The sequence below is a fragment of the Thermomicrobiales bacterium genome, from assembly GCA_041390825.1.
GTDB lineage: Bacteria > Chloroflexota > Chloroflexia > Thermomicrobiales > UBA6265 > JAMLHN01.
Map to the genome: position 1 here is coordinate 1 of JAWKPF010000004.1, position 23,398 is coordinate 23,398.

Below are 23,398 nucleotides of genomic sequence, written 5' to 3' on the forward strand. Positions count from 1 at the left end.
GCAGCAGCGAGCTCTGCTGGGCGAGATCGACGATGACAACACCGCGGCATTTCTCGATTGGCTGCGCGCCCCGGGAACACGCTTGCCGCTTCTGACCTGGCTCGCCCGATCGAGCGTGCTGGCAGCAATACTGGTGCTTGCGCTTGCGATTGCCGGCCAGGTCGATTCAGGCTGGCTGGCGATACCGCTCATGGCCAATCTCGTGATTGCAACCGCGTTGCATCACAAGGTCGGCCGGCAGATGGATGCCGCCATGGAGCATGGGAGCGCTATCCGTGCCTATGCCGGGTTGCTGGAACTGCTGGACGGCAAGCAACGGCAAGCCGAACTGCTCCGGGAGATCGATGCGCCTCTCCGGACGGACGGAGTTTCCTCGTCCCAGGCGGCGAGCCAGCTCGCGCAGATCCTTTCATTCGGTGTGCCACGCGGCTCACTCCAAAGTTACGTTCTGCAATTCGCCTGCGCCTGGGATGTCCATTTCTACGACCGATTGGAGCGCTGGCGGGAAACTTACGGAGCGCACGTCCCCCATTGGCTGGAAGCGATCGGCTGGTACGAGGCGCTCGGCGCGCTCGCCAACCTGGCGCATGACAACCCGGAATGGGTCTATCCTGATGTCTCCGAGACGCACGATCGTATCGCCGCCGCCCAGCTCGGGCATCCGCTGATTCCCGCGAATCGCCGGGTTTGCAACGATGTCACCGTGGGGCCCCCAGGATCGTTCCTCTTCGTGACCGGCTCGAACATGTCTGGCAAGAGCACCCTGCTACGCTCGATCGGGATCGATTCGGTGCTCGCCAACGCTGGCGCTCCCGCTTGCGCGCAAACACTTTCACTGCCACCGATCTCGCTCTGGACCAGTGTGCGCATCGTCGATTCGCTGGAAATGGGTGTCTCCTACTACATGGCCGAGCTCTTGCGTCTGAAACAGATCGTCGACGCATCGCAAACGGAGCAACCAGACGGACGCATCATCTGTTTCCTGCTCGATGAGATCCTCTCTGGCACCAACACGGCGGAGCGGCAGATCGCGGCCCGCCGGATCATCTCGCTGCTCATCGAGCGCGGCGCGATTGGCGCGGTGTCCACGCACGATCTCGATCTCTTGCTCGCCAGTGAGCTCGCCGACTCTGCGCAAGAAGTCCATTTCGCGGAAACCGTCTTCGAACGTGACGGGCAAATGGACATGACCTTCGACTATACCCTTCGCCCCGGTCTGGCCACCACGACCAATGCGCTCAAGCTGATGGAACTGGTTGGTATCCCCCTGCAAGACGCTGCCGGTTCCACGCTTTAGCAAGCGTGTCCCTCACGCCGCATACTGACGCTGCGAACCTTGGTGACAGCGAACATCGTGGAGGGCCCCTGCAATGCGAATTCGTTCAGAGATCCTGGTCAATCGCCGAACGGCCTTGAAGGGCGGGGCTGGAGCCATCGCCATTGGAGCGCTCGGTCATTCCGGCGCATTGGCTCAGGATGCCACGCCAACGCCCTCGATCCCTGATGTGCCCAGCGATTTCAAAGTCGTGCTGCATGCCGCGCAGGAGCAGGACTGGGTCTATGTCCTGTCCAATCTCGACAACCTGACCGCAGAATGGCCGGCGGCGAGTCTGCGGGTCGTGGTGGACGGAAGCTCGGTGTACACGCTTGCCAGTGACAACGACCTGAGCGCGCATTTGGGTGAGCTGACCGAAAAGGGCGTCGAGGTCTACGTCTGTCCGAACGCGCTCAAAGAGCACAAGATCGATATCGGCGAGATTCCATCCTGGGCCAAGACCGATCTCGGCGGAGTCGTTGCCCTGGTCCAGGCCATGAACCAGGGATTCCGCTACATCAAGCCGTAGTTCGGCCCGAGCCCCAGAGCCCTTCACTCAGCTCAGGACCCTGGACTCCGGACTCCGGACTCTGAACTCCGGACTCCGGACTCTGGACTCTGGACTCTGGACTCTGGACCAAGAATCTCGTCCTACTTCGCCAACCGCTCCAGGTAGGCCACTGTGGCAATAGTGCCGTTGCGGAAGTCTTCGATCCGGAAGAACTCGTTCGGCGCATGGGCGTTGCAGGTCTCCAGGCTGAACGCATAGAAGACCATCTCCGCGCCAAGATGATGCTTGAACACTTCGGCAATGGGGATCGTGCCGCCCGTGCGAACGTAGACCACGTCCTTCCCACCGATCTCGGTCAACGTCTCGGCGGCGGCCACCATATATGGGTTGTCGCGCGAAATCGAGAACGGCCGCGCGGTGCCCGTCTTGAGCTGGAATTCGGCTCGCGCTCCGGCTGGCAGGTGCTGCTCGACATGCAGTCGAATCAGATCGTTGATCTCGTCGGGGTCTTGATCGGGCACCAGGCGACAGGTGATTTTGATGTGCCCCTGCGCCGGAGTGACTGTCTTTGAGCCCGCGCCCTGGAAACCGCTCCAGATGCCGTTGATATCGATTGTGGGGCGCATCCAGAGACGCTCGAGCGTGGTGTAGTCTGCCTCGCCGGTGGGCACCGTGACGCCAATCGAGCCCAGGAACGCCTTCTCATCGAACGGAACGTTCTCGATATCGGCAGCTTCCTGCTCGGTGATGGGCAAGACCTTGTCATAGAAACCTTCGACCGCCACCTTGCCGTTGGCATCGTGGAACGACGAGGCAATGCGGGCGGTGACGCGGGCGGCATTGGCAACACCACCGCCGTAGATGCCGGAATGCGCGTCCGAATCTGCGGTGACGATGTCGATCTGACCGCCGGCCATACCCTTTGACGAGAGGATGAGGGAATACTGATCCTCACCCCACATCATGCCATCGGCGCTGATGACGACATCCGCGGCGAACCTGTCGGCATGCGCGGTCAGATAGGGCGAGATCGATGGGCTGCCAATCTCTTCCTCCCCTTCGTAGAAGAAGACGAGGTTGATTGGCGGTTGGCCGTGTTTCCTGGCGAACGCCTCGATCGCCAGCAGCGTGATGTAAAGACCGGCCTTGTCATCGCCAGAACCACGGGCAAAGATCTTGCCGTCGCGCACGGTTGGTTCGAAGGGAGGCGTCTCCCAGAGATCGATCGGATCAGGCGGCTGGACATCGTAGTGGGCATAGATCAGCGCGGTTGGTTTGCTGTCATCGACATGCCACTTGCCATAGACGAGCGGGTGTCCGCCGGTTTCCAGCACCTCGACCTCAGGGATGCCCGCTGTTTCCATGCGCGCGGCCACCCATTCCGCGGCGCGGCGCACATCGCCGGCGTTCTCCGGCAGTGCGCTCACACTCGGAATGCGCAGGAAGTCGTAGAGCTCCTCGAGATTCGCCTCCTCCTGCTCGGCAAAATAGGCGCGCCAATCGACAGCGGTCATGGAACCTCCAGCTGGGTATACGGCATCGTCGAAACACGACAGAACCGGGGCCCCATGCCCCGGTTCCAAACGATGTCAGGCGAATTGACGGAAGATGAACTGCTCGATGAATTGCAGCAGGATGATCAGAATGATCGGCGAGAAATCGATGCCACCCATCGAGGGCAACGCCCGGCGAATCGGCCCCAGAAAGGGCTCGGTGATATCGACCAGAATTCGCCCGACAGGAGATCGCATCCCGGGATCGACCCAGGAAAGCAGCGCTCGCGCGATGACAATCAGCGTAAGCGCGTTGAACAGATAGCTGATGAGCGTCAGGATGTTATCCGGCATGCTGCGGCCTCATGTGAGAGCAGGAAAGACTACTTCGCCGCGCTCGCCTTCGATTCGAGACAACTGAAAAACTGGCCAACGATCTGCCGGGCAGCCGGCTGGATCATGCGGGCGCCCACGCGGGCGATCGTGCCGCGAATGTTGGCATCCCCGTTGTATCGCACCGTGGTCTGGTCGTCCTGCATGATCAGCTCGAGCGTGCCAGTTCCCGAGACCTGGCCCTGCGGACCGCTCCCCTCGACTTCCATGCGATAGGACGTCGGCTCCACCTTGTCGAGAATCTTCACCTTTCCGGTGAAGGTGCCCTTGATCATCGCGATTCCCACCTTCATGGTGGCGGTGTACTCGTCCGGACCGACCTCGGTCATCCCCTCGGCGCCGGGCAGACAGGCCTCCAGCACGGCCGGATCCATCAGAAAATCCCAAACGACTTGACGCGGGGCATCGAAGGTATATTCCCCAGAGAGTTGCATTGGTTCCTCTTCCTAACCGGTCAAAAACCGCCGGAAATACACAGGTTTGAAGTGTAACAGGATGGGTCATGCGTCCTGCATCATGGGAAGTGAGACGCACCGTGTGACCGACGCAACGCTCGCGACCGATCTCTCAGATCGAGCTGCTCCAGGATATCGATGTCATGTCGAAACGCGAGATCGGGAAGGGCGTCCGTGGGAAACCAACCGAGTTCGATCACATCGTCGGCTGGCGCTTCCGCGCCAGAGACGATCGACCCTGTATAGACGGCGAGAACGACGATCTCGCCTGGCGAGGATATCAGGGCGATTAGCGGTCCAAGCTCGATCGAGTACCCGGTCTCCTCGCGCACTTCGCGGACAGCGGCATCCTCGACCGGCTCTCCCCGTTCGACAAACCCAGCCGGGAAGCTCCACTTCCCGGCGGCGCGCGCGCCCGGACCGCGCTTCCCCAGCAACACCTTTCCATCCCGTTCCAGAACGACCGCAACCGCCAGCTTGGGATCGAGATAGATCACAAGCCCGCAGGCACGGCAGACTGGGCGTGTCCGCCCGTCGGTCAATCGCTCCTCGGTCAATCCGCCGCATCGATGGCAGTGCAACGTCTCTCCGTCCATGATGATGGCAATGGTGCACCATCACCCGGTTGCTATGCTTGCGAGACGCGAAGGGCCCGACGGTCCATGTTCATCTCTCATCAGAATGGAAGTCTTGTGGCGCGCACCATCGACCGTGACGATCTCGAACGCCTCGCAATAGGCGCCGGCATTCTTGGCACTGGCGGGGGCGGCAATCCCTATCTCGGCAAGCTGCAAGCACGAAGTCTCCTCGAGCAAGGCAGGACAATCGAGGTTATCTCCGCTTCCGACGTGCCGGATGACGCACTGGTGACGACGGTTGGCTCGATCGGAGCGCCAGTAGTCAGCAATGAGCGCCCCAAGCAGGGTGAGGAGTTTCTGGTCTCGTTGCGCGCGCTTGAAAGGCACCTCGGGCGCCCGATCACCCATGTCACCTGTGCGGAGATCGGCGGTTCGAACAGCATGTCGCCTATGATCGTCGCCGCGCAGGCGAATCTGCCGGTGGTGGACGGCGACGGAATGGGCCGTGCCTTTCCCGAGCTGCAGATGGACACCTTCATGATTTACGGCATCGAGCCGACTCCGGTGGTGATCTCCGATCCACGCGGCCATGTAGCCATCTTCGACAATCTCGGCGATCCGCTCACATTGGAGCGCTATGCGCGTACCGTGACCGTGCAAATGGGTGGTTCAGCGGGTGCAGCGGGGCCGGCCATGAGCGGTCAAGACATGAAGCGGGTGCTCATCCGCGACACCATTACGCTGGCAATCGAGATCGGCGAAGCGGCGTTGAGCGCGCGCGCCGCCCACACCAATGCCGTCGATGCCGTCCTGAGTGTGGCTGGTGGCCAACGGCTCTTCCGCGGCAAGATCATCGATGTCGATCGTCGCCTGGTGGGTGGATTTGCGCGAGGTGAGCTCTCGGTCGAAGGAATCGGCCCAAACGACGGAGAAACCCTCAAGATCGACTTCCAGAACGAGAATCTGATCGCGCGGACGGGCTCCGGTCAGGTGCTTGCGGTCGTGCCCGACTTGATCTGCATCGTGGATGCGGAGTCTGCCGAGCCGATCACAACCGAACTCCTCCGGTATGGTTTGCGCATCGAGGTCATCGGCATTCCTGCGCCGGAAGCGCTCAAGAGCGCAGCTGCCCTGCGTTTTGTCGGCCCAGCGGCGTTTGGCTACCGGGATGTCGAATACATGCCGCTGCCAGGGTGTTTCGCGAATCGGCCGGGAGCGTTCGACCTGGACGCTGCCATGGAGTTGCGGGCATCGCGTTCGTGAGATAAGCCGCTCCCCGGGGCGTGGTACGCTGGACAACGGTACGAGCACGCCAATTCGTGCCAAGCCCACGAACTATTCGAGGAACGACGAGATGGAAATGACCGAAGCCGCGCAACTGGGCTATGCCCAATTTTGGAAGCGCATGTCGATGCATATTGGCCTGAGTGAAGCTGCGAAAGCAATCGGCGGTATCAAAGCCTCGCAACTCAGCGCATTCGAACAGGGCAAGGAACATGCGCTGACCGACGAGGAAATCCAGCGATACATCGCGTACCTCGACCAGCGAAAGGCCGAGGCGCCGCCCCACATTCCGACGGACGATGAGCTACCCGTCTTCGAGGACGAGGATTAAGTTCGGCAGGCGGCACGCGACTGTCCGGTGACAGAAAGTGACGCACGCAAACGGCTCCGGTACAGACTGGGAGCCGTTTCACATTTCACCCGCGCTCTGGCAATCGCAAGTGCCACACCGGGCGATCGCGGTGTGCAATTTCACTCGTCAAGTTCCGTGTCGTTCGCTGTGTTTTGGTCGTGTCCGGCCGTAGCTGGTTTGCGCTGACACACGCTATCGCTTTCGACAATACGCAGGGCTTGGTCGAAGTTCCACAGAAGTGTCATCCCCGGAAGAAGGCCAGCAAGCCCGGGGTTCGACTCAGCGAGCTTCTCTCCGTCGCGGTCGCGCGAGACGCTCGTCAACCCATACCCCCAGAAATCGACGATCTTGCCGTGGAGGATTTCTGTGCTGATCCTCGCACGGTGTTCAGCACGATCCCGGCAGTTTCCATAGTCCCGCAACGTTCTTGTAACCCTGTAGTTCCAAATTCCGGCGCCATTCTCATGCCGTGTTCCTTATGTTCATAGTGATGAACACGGAACTCACCGCCGTCTAGTCGAAAGGGAGTGGCACGATGAGCACCCGAGCTCCGATTTCTCTGCAACCGACGCGACCAGTTGACCGCTACCGGTTGCCACGGCCACCGGATGCGCTGATTGCATTCTGGAGCCAGCCGATCCTGAGGGTTGCAGGTGCGATTGGCATTGCCCTTGCCATCGCAGTTGCCCTCGGTATCGCAATGCCAAGGGGTCCGGTCGATTCTGGCGAAGCGCTGTTGTTGATGGCCCTGTCAGTATTGGGCGGCGTTGCCGCTGGATTCGTCATGCGCTCTGGTTGGGCAGTCGTTGCTGCGCTACTTGCGTTTCTGCTGGCGTATGAGTTCGTTCGCCGCGGCGAACAGGGGCCGTCGGTCGATGGTATTCACCTCGACACGGCATTCGGCATTCTCGGATTGCTCGTTGGGCGTGGCGTCTTTGTGCTGCTCGGGTTGATTCCGATGGCACTGGGCTGCGCATACGGCGCATGGTTGGCCGGTCTCCTGCTGGAGCAGTCGGGAATCTCGCAGCAGCGTGCTCATACCCGATTCCGGCGGCTGCGTTATGCAGTCACTGGATTGGCGACCTTGGTCGTTGTCGGACTTGCGGTCTGGGTGGCGCTCCCGGCAAGCGTGCCCGCAGTCAAGGGGCCAGATGGCAACCCAGCAGTTGGAGGCATCGCAGAACTGGTAGAGGTCGATCTGAACGGACACCAGCAATGGATCCAGATTCGAGGAGCGAATGCTGAGAATCCGGTCGTTCTTTATCTGAACGGCGGACCTGGTCAGAGCGATCTGGCGATGTCGCGGGTCTTGCTCGAACCCCTGCACCAGAATTTCACCGTTGTGGGTTGGGACCAGCGAGGTACGGGGAAATCCTATGGCTCGCTCGATCCGGAAACCCTCACGCTGGACGGGATCGTAGACGACACCATAGCGTTGACGAACTATCTGCGCGATCGATTCGATCAGGAGAAGATCTTCCTGCTGACGGAGTCCTGGGGTTCGGTGCCAGGAGTGCTTGCCGTGCAGCGACATCCCGAGCTCTATCATGCCTACATCGGCAGCGGGCAGATGGTGGATCTTCTGGAAACCGACCGCATCATCTACGAGGACCTTCTGGCTGACGCCAAGCGGCGCGGTGATGACGGTCTGGTTCGCACCTTGCAGGGATTCGGCCCACCACCGTATGGTGACATCTGGGACTATGCCTTCGTGGTGCAACACTACGAATTGATCGAGGACGACTACGATCCGCCCGCCGCGTATGTGGATCGGTATGAGTCTTCGGGGATCGGATTCTGGGGAATCATGGGCAGCGAATACACCCTCATCGACAAGACCAACGTGATACGTGGCTTGCTCGATATGGCGTCGGTCATGTATCCCCAATTGCAGGAGATCGACTTCCGGCAACAAGCAGCATCGCTCGAGGTACCGGTGTACCTCTTCCTGGGGGAACACGAGCTGCGTGGTCGACAGGAGCTGGCTCAGGAATGGTTTGACATGCTCGATGCGCCGGTGAAACATCTGTACACCTTCGCCAATGCAGGTCATGCCCCTGCGTTCGAGTATGCCGACGATCTGCATCGAATCCTGCTGGAAGAGATTATTCCGCAAACCGCGCTGGCTACCTGAACCCAATCTGGGATTGCAGTTGCGGGAGAGACAATTCAGCCGGTCCCTAGAATCGGGACCGGCTGACGTCCATATCCGAATTTGCGCCGAGACCTCACCTGGCAGGAGCGTCGTAGGGAAGGGCGAGATTCCCGCGTACGCTCGCCCGCTCTTCAGCGCTCATTTGCGTGTGAGCACCGCGTCATACCGGGGGGCTATGCGCCAGGTTCCAGACCGTATTTCACGAGAAATGCATCGATTGCAGCCACGGCATCGGGTGAGAACTCCAGGTCGGGGTTTGCGTAGTCCACAGCCGGGTTCGCTTCTCCTTCGATGATTCGCAAGCTGTGATCGGCCTTTGGCAGCGCCACGAAGGTGACACTCGAGTTCCCGGCTTCCTTAAACCCATCGAGCAAGTGCCGGACTTGATCTCCGGTTATCTGCGCGTCTTTGGCGCCGAGCAGCACCAGCACCGGAATGTCCGACGGTAGCCCAGCCGCAAGCGCGCCGGGATCGATCTGATCGATCTGGCTCAGGAACGCGGTCGATTCAGGATTGAAAAGCGCTGCCAATTGAGGCGACCCAATCGTCTCGGGCAGCTCGCCGGTAGTCCGTAGGCTCTCGACAATTGCCGCCAGTTCATCCGCCAGGGCGGTCGCGTCTGCCTCCGTCATGCTGCCGCTATCGACGGCTGCCTTCAACTGAGCTGTCATCTGATCGGTGATCAGGTCGAGATAGCGCACCGAAAGCGGGGCCACAAGAATCAACCCAGCGGGCGGCGTGCCAGCCTTCGTGAGCTCATCGGCCAGCGCCAACGCGAAAAGCGCCCCTTCGCTGTGCCCGACAATGATGAGCCTGGTGGGATCGACTCCAGGTTGCTCCGCCAGATATGCGGCTGCGTCCGAGGCTTCCTGCAGGAAGAGTTGGTAGTCGACGCTGCTTGGGTCGGCATGAGAACCAAGCCCGGTTTGACCCGAACCGAGTTTGTCGTAGCGCAGTGATGGGATACCAGCTTCCGCGAGCGTGATCGCGAGATTGCGGTTCGTCCCGAGCGGCAATCCGGAGCTGACGCCGTCCCGATCAGTTGCGCCGCTGCCGGAGATGATCAAGGCTGCCGGGGACGATTCACTGGTCGAGAAGCTAGCCGGGGCCATGATCGAACCGTAAATGGTGTCCTCTCCGCTGGTGAAAGACACCTGGGTATCGGTGAGCCCATCTGGGAGATCAGCCGCTTCCGGGGTCGCAGCCGGTGCTCCCGGGGAGACGAGGAATCCGGTCAGCAACTCCGTTTCCGGATCGATCTTCAGTGAAACGTTGAACGTCTCGCCGTTGGCGCCAACGATCGAGTACCGCATATTGGTCGGCGGCTCGTTGGCGGTCATGATCATGGAATCCGGTTCGAGCGTGAAGGGGCCGTACATCTCCTGCAGCTGCACCAAACCGGTAGCGATCTGATCGGCGCTGGCTACCGCGAGCAACGACGGCGCAACATGCGCTTCGATCTCGCTGGCGTCCACGGCGACCCCGCCATTGGTCAACAGCGACCATGTCCAGGCTGCTTGCTGGCCCAGCGCGTTGTCGGGGAAAAGCGCGGCATCGGCTGACTCGACCGCTTCAGGCGAAGCAGCTGGCGATCCCTCAGCCGGCGATGCGATCGGCGAAGCAACATCAGTCGCGGCCACAACAACTGTTTCCGTTGGAGCCTCTGTTGGCGTCTCCGTTGGCACTTCAGTTGGTGTGTCCGTCGGGACCGGAGTCGGCGTCTCTGTCGGGACGTCGGTCGGTGTTTCCGTCGGCGTTTCGGTCGGCGTTTCGGTCGGCGTTTCGGTCGGCGTGTCGGTCGGAACCGGAGTCGGCGTTTCGGTCGGCACTTCAGTGGGTGTGTCCGTCGGGACCAGGGTTGGCGTCTCGGTCGGAATTTCGGTCGGTGTATCTGTCGGCACCGGAGTTGGCGTCTCGGTCGGCACTTCAGTTGGTGTGTCGGTCGGAACCGGAGTCGGCGTCTCGGTTGGAACTGAGGTTGACGTTTCCGTGGGCGGAACCGCGGTGGCAGTATCCGTCGGGAGAGCGGTTGCGGTCTCCGTTGGAGCCACGGTCGCGCTAGCCTCCTGCGTGGGCGCTGGCGCCAGCGGCGCGGAGAACCAGAGCGAACTGATCATCCCGGATACCGGGTCGACCGTCAGCGATGTCGGAATCCGGGTTCCATTAGCGGCGATCAGCGTGAAGTTCGCGACCGTTGGAGGAGCGTCCATCGATGTTGCGATGGCGCTCGAATCGACACTCACCGGTGCGTAAGCCGCCCGGTACTCGCTCAGGATTGCCTGGAGCTGGTCAGCCGGAACATCGGCCAGCACTGCCGGTGTGAATACGGTGGTGAGGTCGACCGCCGCCGCCTCGTCCTCAGGCAGATTGAGGTAATCGACGAGCCATTGAATTCGCTCGCCGAGCGGCCCTTCCGGCAACCCTGCGGTCGTTTCCGGGGTTGCATCCTGCGCAATGATTCCCGTGGGCGCGCCCGTCATGAATCCGGCAAGCGCCAAAATGAGCAGCGCGATGCCGCTTCGTACGAAGAAATTCCGCATCGATCGGGTCCTTTCACGGCGAGCCCGCGGGAGCTCGTTCACCTCGTTCTGATGGCAATTCTAGATTGCAAACGAAGCTGGGATGTGCATGTGAAGAGCTGACGATCAACGATCGGGATCGCCAGGCACTCCGTAGGCGGGCGCCGATGCGGGATCGAGCGCGCGGGTGACGTAGTCGTTTCGCAGTGGCCGCCAGAGACGCCACAACGCCGCGAGATCGTGAATCGGGTTCTCTGACCAGTCGACCCGCAGGTCGGTTTCCGGCCAGGGAACGCGGTCGACCACCTTCATCCCGGCGGAATGCACGGGACCTTCCTCACCACCGAGCGCCAGGGCCGCATTCATTGCCGCCAACAGGCGATCCTCCAGGTCCTTGTCCGGCTGCGCGAGAAACGCTTCCACCATGCGGCTTGGGATCGTCTGATCCTTGAGCAGGTTCCCGGCTGTAACCACATGCGGTCCACGCGCAATGTCGTAGACCCCCAGCACTTTTTCGCCGCTGAACGCCGCGCTGCCGCCGGAACCGTCGACCACGCTGATCTGGCGATATGCGATCAATTCGGTTTCATTCACCACCTGGGCCATCGCTTCGTCGGCGTTGCGGCCCAACGCGACGAGATCGAGCAATCGATCGCCCAGCCGCGGGTCGGTGATATTCTGGCTGCAGGCCGCGCCGATTCCCGCGCGCACGAAGCTGCAACGCGCCGCAACTGCCGGACTGGACGACGAGACTGCTACGCCAAACCGGCCGGTACGAGCGCAATGTCCCGCAATCGAAAAAGTCATGACACAACCCGATCGTCAGGAATCACGGCGGTGACATCGACTTCCACCACCCATTCCGGCCGCGCGAGCGCGGTTACGACGATTCCGGTGGAAACGGGGAACACGCCTTTCAACCAGCGGCCGATGACGGGATAGACCGCATCCCGATAACGCGCATCGGTCAGATAGATGACGATCTTGACGATGTCTCCCAACTCGGCGCCGGCTTCCTCGAGCAGCATGGCGATGTTACGCATCGCCTGTTCGGTTTGCGCCGCCGGGTCGCCGATACCAACCGATTCGCGTGTTTCCAGATCCTGTCCCACCTGACCACGGAGATACACCGTATTGCCAGCGACAACTGCCTGGCACAAGTCGTTGTCGAGCTTTTGCTCGGGATACGTGTCTCTCGTATTGAAGGGCCGGATGCGTCGATGAGTGGGCATTGGGTCACGCTTGCACTTTCTGTCGCTTCTTCGGAAGCACCGACGGCGATAGACCGGCCGCTTGTTGCACCTTCTGCAGCGGACCGTCCCAATCGAACGCGCGATAAACGGCTGCCAGATTGGCAAATGGAGGCGATTGCGCGAAGAGCTGGAAGGTCAACCGGTGTCCGGCGTAGTCGGAATTGATCAGATCGCGCGCAAAGGCAAGCAGCTTGCGGCGATCCTCGGCATCCCAGTCTTCATTGATCGTATAGAACTTCTCCAGCCAGGGGGCAGTGGCCGGGTCTTCGAACGCGGCGACATCCGGGGTCACGCAGATCTGCCCGCCACAGAGCTCACGCGCGATATGCATCATCGCCGGGAGCTGCGATGTCGCCAATACGCGTCCGGTGTAAAGGAGCGATTGATTCGGCATCAGAAGGCCGCCCGGACTCTCCTCCGCCTGTTCGATAGCAGCGGTTAGGTGAGCGTTGATTCCTTCCCGATAGCCTGCCAAAGCTGCCAGTTTCTCCTGCACCGCTTGCTGCTTGTCGAGTCCCGTCTGGCGAACGTTGAAAAGCGCGGCGCCGATCAGCAGATCGGCCATGCGCAGGGCGCGCTGCGTGAAGGGGAAAGCGCTGTAGCGATGCACCGTCGCGCGAATATAGGCGGCGGCGCGGGTGTGCCGGTAGAAGAGCACATTCTCCCAGGGGATCTCCACGTCGTCGAAGATCACGAGCGTGTCGACCTCGTCGAAGCGGTTCGAAAGCGGATAGTCGGCGGCCGGTTCTCGTCCTGCGAACCCGGTGCGGCAAATGTGCTTGATCCCCTTCTGCCCCATCTGCGCGATGAAGCCGACCGCATAGTCCGAGAGCTCGTCATCTCCCCAGTTGGCGATGGTCGGCTTGACGAACGCCTGGTTTGCATAGGCGGCGGCCGTCTCGTATTTCGCGCCCCGCACCACGATGCCGTTTTCCGTCTCCCGCACGACATGCAACAGCATGTCAGGATCCTGATCTTGTGGCCGCTTCGAGCGGTCCCCCTTGGGATCGGTATTCGCCGAGACATGGAACGGATCGGCGCGGACCGCGTAGGCGACGTGGTTGCGAATGTTCTCCGCGAACTGGGGATCGACCTCGTTGAGCACGTCTTGCCCGTCATAGAGCGACCACATTTCGCCTACGGTCTCATCGCCCACGCGGGTAACGATCCCTTTGACATCGTCCAGCACGGTATCGACCGCCAGCCGCTTGGCACGCCAGTCATCGCGTGTGCGCGGCAGTTTGGGACCGACAGCATTGCGCTCGCCGGTGCGCGGATCGACATAGGACATCACGTCCTGGGTCTGCGCCTCGTGCGCAAGGTCGTAGATGCGCGCGCGAATGTCGACGATCGGCTTGAACACGGGGTGCTCTGTCACGTCGGCGATCTTCTCGCCGTTCATGTAGACCTCGCGACCGTCTCGCAGCGACTCGCGATATTCCTCACCAGTGCGGATCATGCGTCGATCTCCTCCCGTGTTTCCGAGTATTCAGTCCGGAGCCCTGCAAAGACTGGCAACCGCCGGCGCCTGAGGCTCTGGCCTCGGTTCACTACAAATCGGGCTCGTCCCAAACAGGTGGAAGCAGCTCGTCTGGCGCCTCATACCTGGCCGGCAACTGCACCAACTCGCCGAAGGAACGCCGCCCATAGATGAGCGGTGTACCCGGTTCGGCCCCGGCCGCGACCACCCGCCCAATGGCGATGGTATGTGTGCCGACATGGTGCGCTGCGATCAGGACGCAATCGAACCAGGCCACTGCCCCACTCAAGAGCGGCGCGCCCGTTTGTTCGAGATGCCAGTTTCCTGCCTGAAAATCATACGGGTTCCCACGGCGAGGCCGCCCGGCAAAGGTTTCCGCCACCCAACGCTGATCAGCCCGCAGGGCGTTGACGCCAAAGACGCCATTCGCGCGGATGGCGGCATCCATCGGGTTGCGCCGATTGACGCACACCAGCAGCGTGGGCGGGTCGGCGGTTACCGACGACATGGCGCTCACCGTCAACCCAAATCTGCCAGCGTCGCCATCGGTGGTGACGATGGTGACACTGGTTGCCACCCGGCTCATACCGTCGATAAAGGCGCCGCGCAGACCGGCATCGGTCACCGTGTTGTCCACCGAGTGCGTCGCATCCTCTCTCACGACGTTGCGTTCGCCTTCTTGCCGCTCGACTCGCGTTCCTCGGCTTCTTTCTCTTGCTGGCGTAGCATGTTGATTTCCGCCAGTTGCGTCTTGCCAAGCGCTTCCAACGAGTTCATCCAGGTCTTCTTGTATGGCCGCAACGCGTCCACCAACTGTTGCGCCACGGCCAAATCGCGATACCACTTGCGATCTGCCGGAACGACGATCCACGGCGCGGCCTTGGTGGAACAATTGGTGAGCGCCGCTTCATACGCTGTCTGGTACTGACGCCAATACTGGCGCTCCACCCAGTCGCCAGCCGAAAGTTTCCAGGCCTTGATCGGATCCTCCTCTCGTTTCATCAGCCGTTCCTTCTGCTCATCTTTGCTGATGTGGAGAAAGAACTTGAGCAGGATGGTGCCCGACTCGGTCAGAAGCTCTTCGAATTCGTTGATCTGATCGTAGCGTTTGCTCCAAACCGCTTTGGGGACGAGCTCCTTCACCCGAACGATGAGCACATCCTCATAGTGCGATCGGTTGAAGACCGTCATCATCCCCTTTTCTGGCACCTTGTTGTGGATGCGCCAGAGAAAATCGTGCGAGAGTTCGAGCGGAGTAGGCGTCTTGAACGGCCAGACCCGGCAACCCAGCGGATTCACGCTCTCCAGCACGCTGCTCACCGTGCCATCCTTGCCGCTGGTGTCCATCCCTTGCAGGACGATGAGCACGGAATTCTGGGACGCGGCGTACATCAGCGACTGCAAGTCGCGAATCTCGTCCTTGAGCGGTTGGAGCAGATCGTGGGCGGCTTCTTTGTTCAGTCCGGCGGTCTCATTGGTGGGATAGTCAGAGAGCTTGACCTTGGTTCCCGGTTTGACGGTCAACGCGTACGGCATCGAGGTCCTTTCCTCCTATCGTCCGGGCACGGCTCCCGGCCTCGGTTCCTGATCGGGAGCTTCGCCCAATGTTTCCCGAGCCACGTCCAATTCGATCGGACGGCCGGGCGAACCTCCGCGCAATGGCCACGCCTGTCAGCGCCACTGCGCCACCGATCACTTGAGCCGCTCCCAGCCGCTCACCGCGGAAAATCACCGAAAAGACTCCGGTGAAGACTGGTATGAGGAAAAGATACGGCACCGAGCGCCCAGCGCCGGCGCGCGCGATCGCCCATCCCCAGAGGGAGTAACCGATCATGACCGAGACAATGGCCGCCCAGGCAATGGAAAACCACTCGAAGCCGGTCACATCGCCCCACTGCTCCTGGCGCAGCGTACTGGCAGTGAACGGCAGGACCGCCACCAGTCCAACCACGACCGCCCAGGCCGTGGTCGTTTCCGGACCGTAACGCAAGACCAGCGGACGAGTGGTCAGGCTGTAGATCGAGAAGCTCAACGCCGCAATCACATTCAGCAGGTCGCCAGTCGCGGGCTCGCCGGCCAGCAGCTTGTCTCCGATGAAGATCGCGACGCCCAGAAAGGAAACGGCCACTCCAATCCATTGCAACCGCTGCACTGGTTCCAATCCGAAGACGGCCGAGAGCAGGAGCATGAAGATGGGCGCGAGCGACACGAGGATCGCCGCGGAGAATGCCGACGTGTGCGAGAGGCCGACGACGTAGAGCAAGTTGTACAGCGCGAATCCGCAGAGTCCACCGCCAACGAAACGGGGAATGTCTGCCCGCCGGATGCGCAGCGAGACACCGCGCGCCCACAGGTACGGAAACAGCAAGACCGCAACCAGCGCGAACCGCAGCACGATGTAGAGCAACGGCTCGAGGCCGCGGTCGAGCGCGGCTTTCGTGATGACGTTGTTGGATGCCCAGAGGACGGCAACGGTGAGCATGGCCGCATCGGCCAATTCGATCGACTTGGTGCGAGATTCGCTGGAACCGGGCATCGATTGCCGGCCCTCGCAGCCGGCAGGGGTGGATCACGCTCGATCGGCGGCGTGTGGCCGTCACGGAGAGTCTACGAGACAAGCACCCCGGATGGGAGCAGCGCACCCTCGATCGTGAGGAGGTCGGCCTTGATATCGACGCCGCCGGTGTACTTGCCAATCGAGTGATCCGCAGGCACAACGCGATGACACGGGAGGATGATGGGGATCGGGTTGCGGCCGAGCGCGTTGCCAACGGCGCGTGAGGCGCCGGGGTTGTCGATCCTGCGCGCGATCTCGGAATAGGTGGCTACTCCTCCGAAGGGAACCGCCGCGGTCGCCTGCAACACGTTCTTCGCAAACGGGCTAAGGCCGGAAAAATCGACCGGAACATCGAAGGTGTTCCGGCTCCCCTGAAAGTATTCAGATAGCTGCTGTACGACGGGCTGGATGGCTGCCTGGTCGGGAACCGGGTCGTAGCCACGGTCGATGACACGGGCCAGGAACGCCTGGGTGGTCGAATTGCGGCCAAAGGAGATTTCGGTCACTCCAGCGTCCGATACAGCGATCATCAGCGGGCCGAGCGGGCTGTCCATCGTGCCGTACCGGGCAACCTCTCGCGTGCGCTTGGCAAAGGCCGGGGCCGTGACGTCGGAGCAGCACTCCTGCTCATACTCGAAGAGGAGATGATCGAGCCGCTGGAATCCGGTGAGCTGCCGCTGGCAATAGGTGCAATGGGCGGTGTGATCGTCGATCCATTGTCTGTCGATGACCTTCAAGTCGCCGCAGACATAGCCTGGCATGGCATCGCAGCAAACATCGCACGGGTCGACATTGGGGCGGCTCGCTTCCTGAGCGAGGTTGACGATTGCGGGAGGCTCGGTATCGTTCGCGTTCACCGCGCCATCGTCCGCTGCTGAAAACTGCTGAATGCCCATTGCTCTTTTCTCCCGCTCACAGGCGGTCTCCGAAACAATTGCGGAGCTTGCGCAGCGCTTCGTAGACATTGGCGCGCGCTGCTTCTTCCGAACTATTCAATGTTTCCGCGATGCCAGCGTAGTCGAGCTCGTGATACTTGCGGAGGATCAACGCAACGCGCTGCTTCTCCGGCAGGTTCTGCACAAAGACCTCGACTTCGGCCAACAAGTCGCGGGCGTCCATCGATGCGGGCTGATCCGGATTGGTAACGGCCAGATGGTCGTCGAGCACCGGATCGAGCGGCCGCTCGCGTTTCTCCTTCCGCTTTTGCGAAAGGAAGGTGTTGGTGGCGATGCGGTAGAGCCAGGCGCGGTAGTTCGAATCTGGTCCGAGCCTGCCAAACGCGCGATACGCCTTGAGCATCGTCTCCTGATAAAGATCGTCCGCATCGGTCGTGTTCCGCGTGAGCTGAACCGAATAGCGGAAGATCTCGTTCTGATACCGTTCGAGAAGTTCGTCGAAGCAGAGCGGGCGCGTTGACACGTCCGGCTCCGCCGTCCTCCCGGATGGGCGCACCTCTGCCTGTACGGCTGTTTGACTCATTCCTTCGACCATCCCAATGGCGCCGTTTCCCCCGCAGCGCCAGAACATCGAACCTCTCTCACCTGGTTCAACGCATGTCGCTAGTTTATGTGAGACGGGGTGTTTTCGAAAGACCTGTGCCGGCTCCCCGACCTTGCCCGTACTCGTCGTAACTCGCTCGAACAACGCGCCACACCCGGTTGCGGATGTGGCGCGCCAAGCGCTATTGGTTGTTCGGCGAAGGAACGCTTCCGGGCGCTCCCGGCCGCGCTATGCGCTCGCAGGATCGAGCGGATCCGTGCCGTTGAACAGCTCGTCGAGATCGTTCACTCCATCGCCATCCGAATCGGCGACATTTGGATTCGTCCCAAATGCCGCTTCTTCATCATCGAGGAGACCGTCGCCATCGGTGTCAGCAGCCACGCCCCCATTGGCCTGCCCGCCGCCTGCATTGTCATCGCTGGGATCGAGCGGGTTCTTGCCATTGCTCCACTCATCTCCATCGCCAACACCACCGCCATCGGTGTCGAACACGGTGGGATCGGTGCCAGCCAACGCGTTCTCCGATTCGTCGAGCAACCCATCTCCGTCGCTGTCGGTCATGGCGCCACCGGTTGTGTTGCCAGCCTGGCCCGTCTGCCCATTGCCAGTGGTTCCGTCTTGACCAGGTTGCCCTGCCTGGCCGGCTTGTCCGGCTTGACCGGTCGTGGCGCCCTGCGTCTGGCCGCCAGCACAGGCAGCATCCACCACATCGCCAAACGTGGTCGTCCAATACCAGCCAAAGTCTGAGTTTGGATCGAATGCTCGGCCGATGCCGATCGCGGTGAAGGCCGGGTTGAGCATGTTCGCGTTGTGCCCCGGACTGTTCCGCCAGGACTCCATCGCGCCGGCGGCGCTTTGGTCGCCCGCGAAGATGTTCTCCGCCGTCGTGCCGCCGGGATATCCGGCCGCCGCGATTCGCGATGCGAAGGTGGAACCGTCCTGCCCCACGTGGTCGAAATAGTTCTTGGTCGCCATATCCTGGCTGTGCCCTTTGGCTGCTGACGTCAACGTCGGGCTCATTGCCAACGGCGGTACGCCATTGGCCGCCCGGTACTCGTTGATCGATGCCAGGAACGCCAGTTCCTCCGCGTCTCCGCACGCCGGGGCGGCGTTAGCGCCAGTCGTCGTAACCGCCGCTTCACCGCCGATCGTGGCATTCCCGTTGCCGTTTGCGGGCGCAGGCTGCGCTTCCGGTTGCGTGGTGTTGCCAACGGTATCCGCGGGCTGCGCTTCCTGATCGGCGGCCGGCGGTGCTGCGCCAGCGTCTGCTGGAGCCGCTTCCTGACCGGCAGCTGGCTGATTCGTGGCGCCAGCCGGGTCCGCGGGCTGCAATTCCTGGCCAGCGGGTTGTTGCGGTGCGTTCCCGGTCGCGCCGGCTGGTTGCTCTGCCGGTGCGGCAGCTACCTGGGGCGCGCCCTGAACAACCGCGGCAACGCCATCGCCGGTGCAGGCGGCGCCGTCGACAGTCGCTCCGAAGGTCGTCGTCCAATACCACTTCCAGGTGGAGTTAGGGTTGTTGACGCGTGCGATGCCGATCGCCTTGGCGGTTGGGCTCAGCATGTTGGCGTTGTGCCCCGGGCTGTTGCGCCAGGATTCCATCGCGCCTGTGGCGACGTCGCTTCCCGCAAAGATGTTCTCTGCAGTGTTGCCAGGATCGGGGTACCCGGCAGCCGTGATCCTGTCGACGAAGGTCGAACCGTTGGACCCCGTATGGCTGAAAAAATCGTTGGTCGCCATATCGAGGCTCAAGGTTTCCGCGGCGACGCTCAACGTCTGACTGAACGCGAGGGGAGGCAATCCGTTTTGCGCGCGATAGTCATTGATGAGTTGCAAGAATGCAGATTCTTCGCCATCGGCGCAGGTTTGCGCCGGTCCAGCCGCTGCCTGATCTTGCGCTGAAAGACGGTCGGAATGAGAGACGAGCATGCCGAACGAAAGGGCCATGCTCAGCAATATCGCCAGGGTCCGTTTCATCTCGCGAGTTCCTCCTGATCATACGGACGAGAGTCGAACGGGCAGATGGGCGGTGGCGACGCCATGAGGCAGCGTCAGGCGTAGATCTCGATGCGCGGTTCGCCTTCGACCCCAGCACGCTGCATGGCAGCCTGAACTTCGCGATTGGTCAGGAAGCCCTGCGCCTGGGCAACCGTCGCGAAGTGGCGAATGATGAGGACGACATCTGGCGCGTCCGCCAACCGATGCACCGATGCATCGGTGACACCCCAGTCCCGCTGCACGTCATCCAGGGTTTCGTAGATCGCCTGCCACACCCCAAAGTCCTGAACGGTGTGCTGAACCGTGAGGAGCGCCATCGAGGAATCTCCGCCGCCAATTTGCCCAAATACCTGAGATCGACGGTAGGCGAGCGAGAATCACGGCGCATCGGGGGAACACCGCATTTCCGGCGAGATCCAGAGTACGGATGACTACGGAGTTTTCCGAGGGGCGCGACGTTAGCGTAGTCCGCGTTCGAGCGCGATACGAATCGCCGCGCCTCGCGTGGTGACACCAAGCTTGGCGTAGATGCTGGTGAGGTGCGTGTCGATCGTGCGCGGGCTCACGCAGAGTTCCCAGGCGATCTCGGCATTGGAGGATCCGGTTGCCAGCAGCCGGAGCACATCCGTCTCCCGGCGGGTAAGTCCGGCAAACACCGCTGGTGACGAAGGCTGGGAACTTGCCGAATATCGCGCGGCGAGCTCGTCAGCCCGGCGCAGCGTTCGCACCGCGTTCATTGCGAGGCACGACGCTCGCACCGATTCGAGCAGCTCATGAGCAAGCTGGGGCTCGTCGCGGGCGAATCGCAGTTCCGCTTGCCCCAGCAGGGTAAGCACTCGTTCGTGCGCCGCGCCGGTCGCGTCGGCCAGCGCTAACGCCGTGACGAATCGCGCTTCCGCGTCGGAAAGCTGCGCGTTCTCGAGATCGAGTTCACCGAGCAACCGGTTCGCTGCCAGGAGCACCAACGGTTGTCGTGGTTCGGTGCCGGCAGCCAACGCTTGCTCGGCGAAATCGCGTGCCAATTCATCCTCACCCTGGGCATGGTGGTAGGTCGCCCAGGACAGCAGTGCGTCCGCCCGCCCCAACACGCTTCCGCTCCAGGTCAGCCAGCCATCGAACGCATCGAGCCAACGACGTGCCAGCACGTGGTCGCCTGCATCGAGCGCGAGCGCAACCGCCAATGACCGCAGACTCACTGTATCCAGAGCCGCGTCTTCTGGTTCGGTGTCTGCCCCGGCGGGAAAGTGCTGTCCGATCAGCATCCACGCCAGCGCCACATCGCCCTGACATCGAGCAATGGGAGCGAGCAACATCGGTGCGTTCCGTCGAAACGATCGCCATGTGCTCTGTTCCAACCGGGCCGAAGCGTCGATCCAGTCCCCCCTGAGTAGGCTCGACACCACGTCAGCGCTCGGCGCGGAGCCCTCACCGGTGATGTCTTCCAAATCCGCAAGAGATTCTGCAAGCGCGGACTCGATTCGCTGGCGTTCTGCCGGTCGATCGACCTGATACGGTAGGACGACCATCATCAGCTCATCGAAGAGGGAAGTTGCCACCATGCTACGGTGGTCGCTGGCGGCAAAGATGTCACGGGCTCGGCGAAACGCCATCCGCGCCTCATCTGGCCGTCCCAGCCCGGCGTAGGTGTACCCAAGTCCGTACCAGGCATCACCCTGGGAGCCGGCGGTTTCGCCGGGCGGCAAGTCAACGATGCGCTCTCCCAATTCAAGCGCTCGCTGCAGACGCGCATTTTCGGCCAGTGCCAGTGTCAGCTCCCCTCTCCCATTTTGAGCATCGAGGGGATCGGCGGTTGTTTCGATCGCGAGCAACCTCGCTCGCTGCTCGGGAGCGAGCGCATCGAGCATCGCCACGCCAGACTCTTCTGCCGCAATGCCGAGACGGAACTCATCCGCCTGGCATCGGAGCATGCCCTGGAAGAACCGTGCGTATGCCTCCAGCGCGGGATCTCCCGCTTCCCGACCAAGCCGCTCGGCGGTTTCGAGAAGCTTTACACCGCCCGGTGGATCCTCGAAGCGGCCGAGCATCGCCACTCGAAATCGCAGCCACCCCCGTTCGCCGGCATGGCCACTCTCTTCTTCCAGGATTCTCAGCGCCGTCTCGAACCGCTGGCGCGCGGTTCGCCAGGCAAACGCGCGCTGCGCCCGCTCGCCCGCGCGCGCCAACCACTCCACCGCGCGAAGATCACCAGCCTGCTGGAAGTGATAGGCAACGTGATCCGGGTCCGCCGCCACACGTGACGCGAGCACATCTCCGATCTGCCGATGCCACATACGCCGGCGCGGTGGAAGAACGCTGTCGTAGAGCGAATCGCGAATCAGGGCGTGCGTGAACGCCACTGACGTCCCGTCCGGCGTCGCGTCGAGCACGCGGGCATCGATGGCGCGTTCGACCACATCGAGCAACTCGTGCCCCGATACCCCGCTGACGCTCTCCCATACATTCAGCGGTACGATCTGGCCGATAACGGCGGCAATCGCCAGCAATGCTTCCGCGTCATGCCCGAGTCGGGAAAGCCGCTGGTCGATGACTTGTCGGAGCAGTGTCGGAATTGCTGCCTGCTCGAACGCGCCGAGTGTCCAACCGCCATGCCCGTCTGGCAGCAGGACGCTCCCTTCCAGGGCACGCAAGAGCTCGACCACGAAAAAGGGATTGCCGTCCGCGCGCTGTTGCACGTGGCTTGCCAGGCGATCGGCGGCCGCTTCGGGCAACCGATAGGCATCGTCGATCACGCCACGAACATCGTCTCGCGTCAACAACGACACGTCGATGCGCACTGCCAGCGCTTCACGCACCAGAATCGGCAGAAGCCTGTGAAGCGCATGCGCGCGCGTGACATCCGTACTGCGATAGGTCATCAGCAGCAGGATCGGTGTAAAAGCGAGCTGGCGGGCGAACAACCGCAGCAATTCGAGGCTTTCGTCGTCTGCCCAGTGCAGATCCTCCAGCACGATCACCAACGGCCGATCACGTGCCAGCGAGAAGAAGAAATCGCGCATCTCACTTATGAAGGCGGTTTGGCTGGAACCCTGTGCGAGTTGCGGAACAGGGAGCAGTGGGCTGTCCGGAAATCTCGCCGCAGCGAGGGGGTAATGCTCGATCAACTCCACCCACGGACCGTAGGGAGGTGACACCGCAACGTCATAGCAATGCCCGGTGAGGACGAGCGCTCCGACGCTGCTCGCTTCCCTGCTGAGCGTCTCGGCCAGTCTGGACTTGCCAATACCCGCCTCCCCGCCAAGCACCACCATGCTGCCGTTTCCGGCCAATGCCTCGGTAAGCTGCGCGCGCAGCACATGGAGCTCCCGAGACCGGCCCACCAATAGCGGCGGACGCCCTCCGGACAATGCGGGCCACGTTCGATCCTCATGCTGCTCTGACGTAAACATGACTCCTTCAGACCGCCGAACTGCTGCATTATGACCACCAATGGTATCTGGCGATACCCGCGCCCGAAACCCTCGGTCGCGGTGATTCGAACCCGACCTCGACTCCAGCACCCAGTTGCGCAAAATGCGAAGGACGTCACAAGCTTCTGTC

Annotated in this window: 21 protein-coding genes; 5 read left to right on the forward strand and 16 right to left on the reverse strand. The window is 61.9% G+C overall.

Annotated features, from left to right (window positions below):
- A partial coding sequence (locus R2855_00035; GenBank protein ID MEZ4529388.1) for a hypothetical protein occupies positions 1 to 1,297 on the forward strand: 1,297 nt, incomplete at its 5' end.
- 73 nt (positions 1,298 to 1,370) lie between these two features.
- Positions 1,371 to 1,844 (forward strand): DsrE family protein, encoded by a 474-nt coding sequence (locus tag R2855_00040; GenBank protein MEZ4529389.1) that lies wholly within the window; start codon positions 1,371 to 1,373, stop codon positions 1,842 to 1,844.
- A gap of 122 nt (positions 1,845 to 1,966) precedes the next feature.
- Here R2855_00040 and R2855_00045 read toward each other — a convergent pair whose 3' ends face one another.
- From R2855_00045 to R2855_00060, 4 genes are all read right to left on the reverse strand, one after another.
- Complete coding sequence (locus tag R2855_00045; GenBank protein MEZ4529390.1) at positions 1,967 to 3,340, reverse strand: dipeptidase; 1,374 nt, start codon at positions 3,338 to 3,340, stop codon at positions 1,967 to 1,969.
- Between the two features lie 75 nt (positions 3,341 to 3,415).
- Positions 3,416 to 3,673 (reverse strand): YggT family protein, encoded by a 258-nt coding sequence (locus R2855_00050; protein ID MEZ4529391.1) that lies wholly within the window; start codon positions 3,671 to 3,673, stop codon positions 3,416 to 3,418.
- A gap of 29 nt (positions 3,674 to 3,702) precedes the next feature.
- Positions 3,703 to 4,146, reverse strand: coding sequence for a carbon monoxide dehydrogenase subunit G (locus R2855_00055; GenBank protein ID MEZ4529392.1), 444 nt, complete (start codon positions 4,144 to 4,146; stop codon positions 3,703 to 3,705).
- An 80-nt stretch (positions 4,147 to 4,226) separates the two neighbouring features.
- Positions 4,227 to 4,724, reverse strand: a complete 498-nt coding sequence (locus R2855_00060; protein ID MEZ4529393.1) for an NUDIX domain-containing protein — start codon at positions 4,722 to 4,724, stop codon at positions 4,227 to 4,229.
- Positions 4,725 to 4,859: 135 nt separating this feature from the next.
- On the opposite strand from R2855_00060, the gene R2855_00065 reads away from it, so the two are divergent.
- From R2855_00065 to R2855_00075, 3 genes are all read left to right on the forward strand, one after another.
- Complete coding sequence (locus R2855_00065) at positions 4,860 to 6,008, forward strand: DUF917 domain-containing protein (protein MEZ4529394.1); 1,149 nt, start codon at positions 4,860 to 4,862, stop codon at positions 6,006 to 6,008.
- Between the two features lie 91 nt (positions 6,009 to 6,099).
- The gene (locus tag R2855_00070) at positions 6,100 to 6,360 is read left to right on the forward strand and encodes a helix-turn-helix transcriptional regulator (protein MEZ4529395.1); all 261 of its coding nucleotides are present in this window, start codon (positions 6,100 to 6,102) and stop codon (positions 6,358 to 6,360) included.
- Between the two features lie 556 nt (positions 6,361 to 6,916).
- On the forward strand, positions 6,917 to 8,515 hold the full coding sequence (locus R2855_00075; GenBank protein MEZ4529396.1) for an alpha/beta fold hydrolase: 1,599 nt from the start codon (positions 6,917 to 6,919) through the stop codon (positions 8,513 to 8,515).
- Positions 8,516 to 8,709: 194 nt separating this feature from the next.
- On the opposite strand, the gene R2855_00080 is transcribed toward R2855_00075, so the two are convergent.
- The 12 genes from R2855_00080 to R2855_00135 all read right to left on the reverse strand — a co-directional run bounded on the left by R2855_00080 (position 8,710) and on the right by R2855_00135 (position 23,247).
- Complete coding sequence (locus tag R2855_00080) at positions 8,710 to 11,076, reverse strand: alpha/beta fold hydrolase (GenBank protein ID MEZ4529397.1); 2,367 nt, start codon at positions 11,074 to 11,076, stop codon at positions 8,710 to 8,712.
- Positions 11,077 to 11,181: 105 nt separating this feature from the next.
- Positions 11,182 to 11,862, reverse strand: coding sequence for a DUF1028 domain-containing protein (locus tag R2855_00085; GenBank protein ID MEZ4529398.1), 681 nt, complete (start codon positions 11,860 to 11,862; stop codon positions 11,182 to 11,184).
- Positions 11,859 to 12,287, reverse strand: a complete 429-nt coding sequence (locus tag R2855_00090) for a Rid family hydrolase (protein ID MEZ4529399.1) — start codon at positions 12,285 to 12,287, stop codon at positions 11,859 to 11,861. Before R2855_00090 ends, R2855_00085 begins: the two co-directional genes overlap by 4 nt.
- A 4-nt stretch (positions 12,288 to 12,291) precedes the next feature.
- Positions 12,292 to 13,767 carry a 4-hydroxyphenylacetate 3-hydroxylase family protein gene (locus R2855_00095; GenBank protein MEZ4529400.1) on the reverse strand — a complete coding sequence of 492 codons (1,476 nt, stop codon included), beginning with the start codon at positions 13,765 to 13,767 and terminating at the stop codon, positions 12,292 to 12,294.
- 91 nt (positions 13,768 to 13,858) lie between these two features.
- Positions 13,859 to 14,425, reverse strand: coding sequence for a flavin reductase family protein (locus R2855_00100; protein ID MEZ4529401.1), 567 nt, complete (start codon positions 14,423 to 14,425; stop codon positions 13,859 to 13,861).
- A gap of 20 nt (positions 14,426 to 14,445) precedes the next feature.
- Positions 14,446 to 15,324, reverse strand: a complete 879-nt coding sequence (locus tag R2855_00105; GenBank protein ID MEZ4529402.1) for a polyphosphate kinase 2 family protein — start codon at positions 15,322 to 15,324, stop codon at positions 14,446 to 14,448.
- Positions 15,275 to 16,324 carry a DMT family transporter gene (locus tag R2855_00110; GenBank protein ID MEZ4529403.1) on the reverse strand — a complete coding sequence of 350 codons (1,050 nt, stop codon included), beginning with the start codon at positions 16,322 to 16,324 and terminating at the stop codon, positions 15,275 to 15,277. The genes R2855_00105 and R2855_00110 overlap by 50 nt, the downstream gene beginning before the upstream one ends.
- 71 nt (positions 16,325 to 16,395) lie before the next feature.
- Positions 16,396 to 17,241: a methylated-DNA--[protein]-cysteine S-methyltransferase gene (locus R2855_00115; protein MEZ4529404.1), complete on the reverse strand. Its 846-nt coding sequence runs from the start codon at positions 17,239 to 17,241 to the stop codon at positions 16,396 to 16,398.
- Between the two features lie 16 nt (positions 17,242 to 17,257).
- Positions 17,258 to 17,764 (reverse strand): RNA polymerase sigma factor, encoded by a 507-nt coding sequence (locus tag R2855_00120; protein ID MEZ4529405.1) that lies wholly within the window; start codon positions 17,762 to 17,764, stop codon positions 17,258 to 17,260.
- A 309-nt stretch (positions 17,765 to 18,073) separates the two neighbouring features.
- Positions 18,074 to 19,819: a CAP domain-containing protein gene (locus R2855_00125; GenBank protein ID MEZ4529406.1), complete on the reverse strand. Its 1,746-nt coding sequence runs from the start codon at positions 19,817 to 19,819 to the stop codon at positions 18,074 to 18,076.
- A 74-nt stretch (positions 19,820 to 19,893) separates the two neighbouring features.
- Positions 19,894 to 20,157, reverse strand: a complete 264-nt coding sequence (locus R2855_00130) for a hypothetical protein (protein MEZ4529407.1) — start codon at positions 20,155 to 20,157, stop codon at positions 19,894 to 19,896.
- A 141-nt stretch (positions 20,158 to 20,298) separates the two neighbouring features.
- Positions 20,299 to 23,247 carry an AAA family ATPase gene (locus R2855_00135; GenBank protein MEZ4529408.1) on the reverse strand — a complete coding sequence of 983 codons (2,949 nt, stop codon included), beginning with the start codon at positions 23,245 to 23,247 and terminating at the stop codon, positions 20,299 to 20,301.
- Positions 23,248 to 23,398 lie beyond the last annotated feature (151 nt).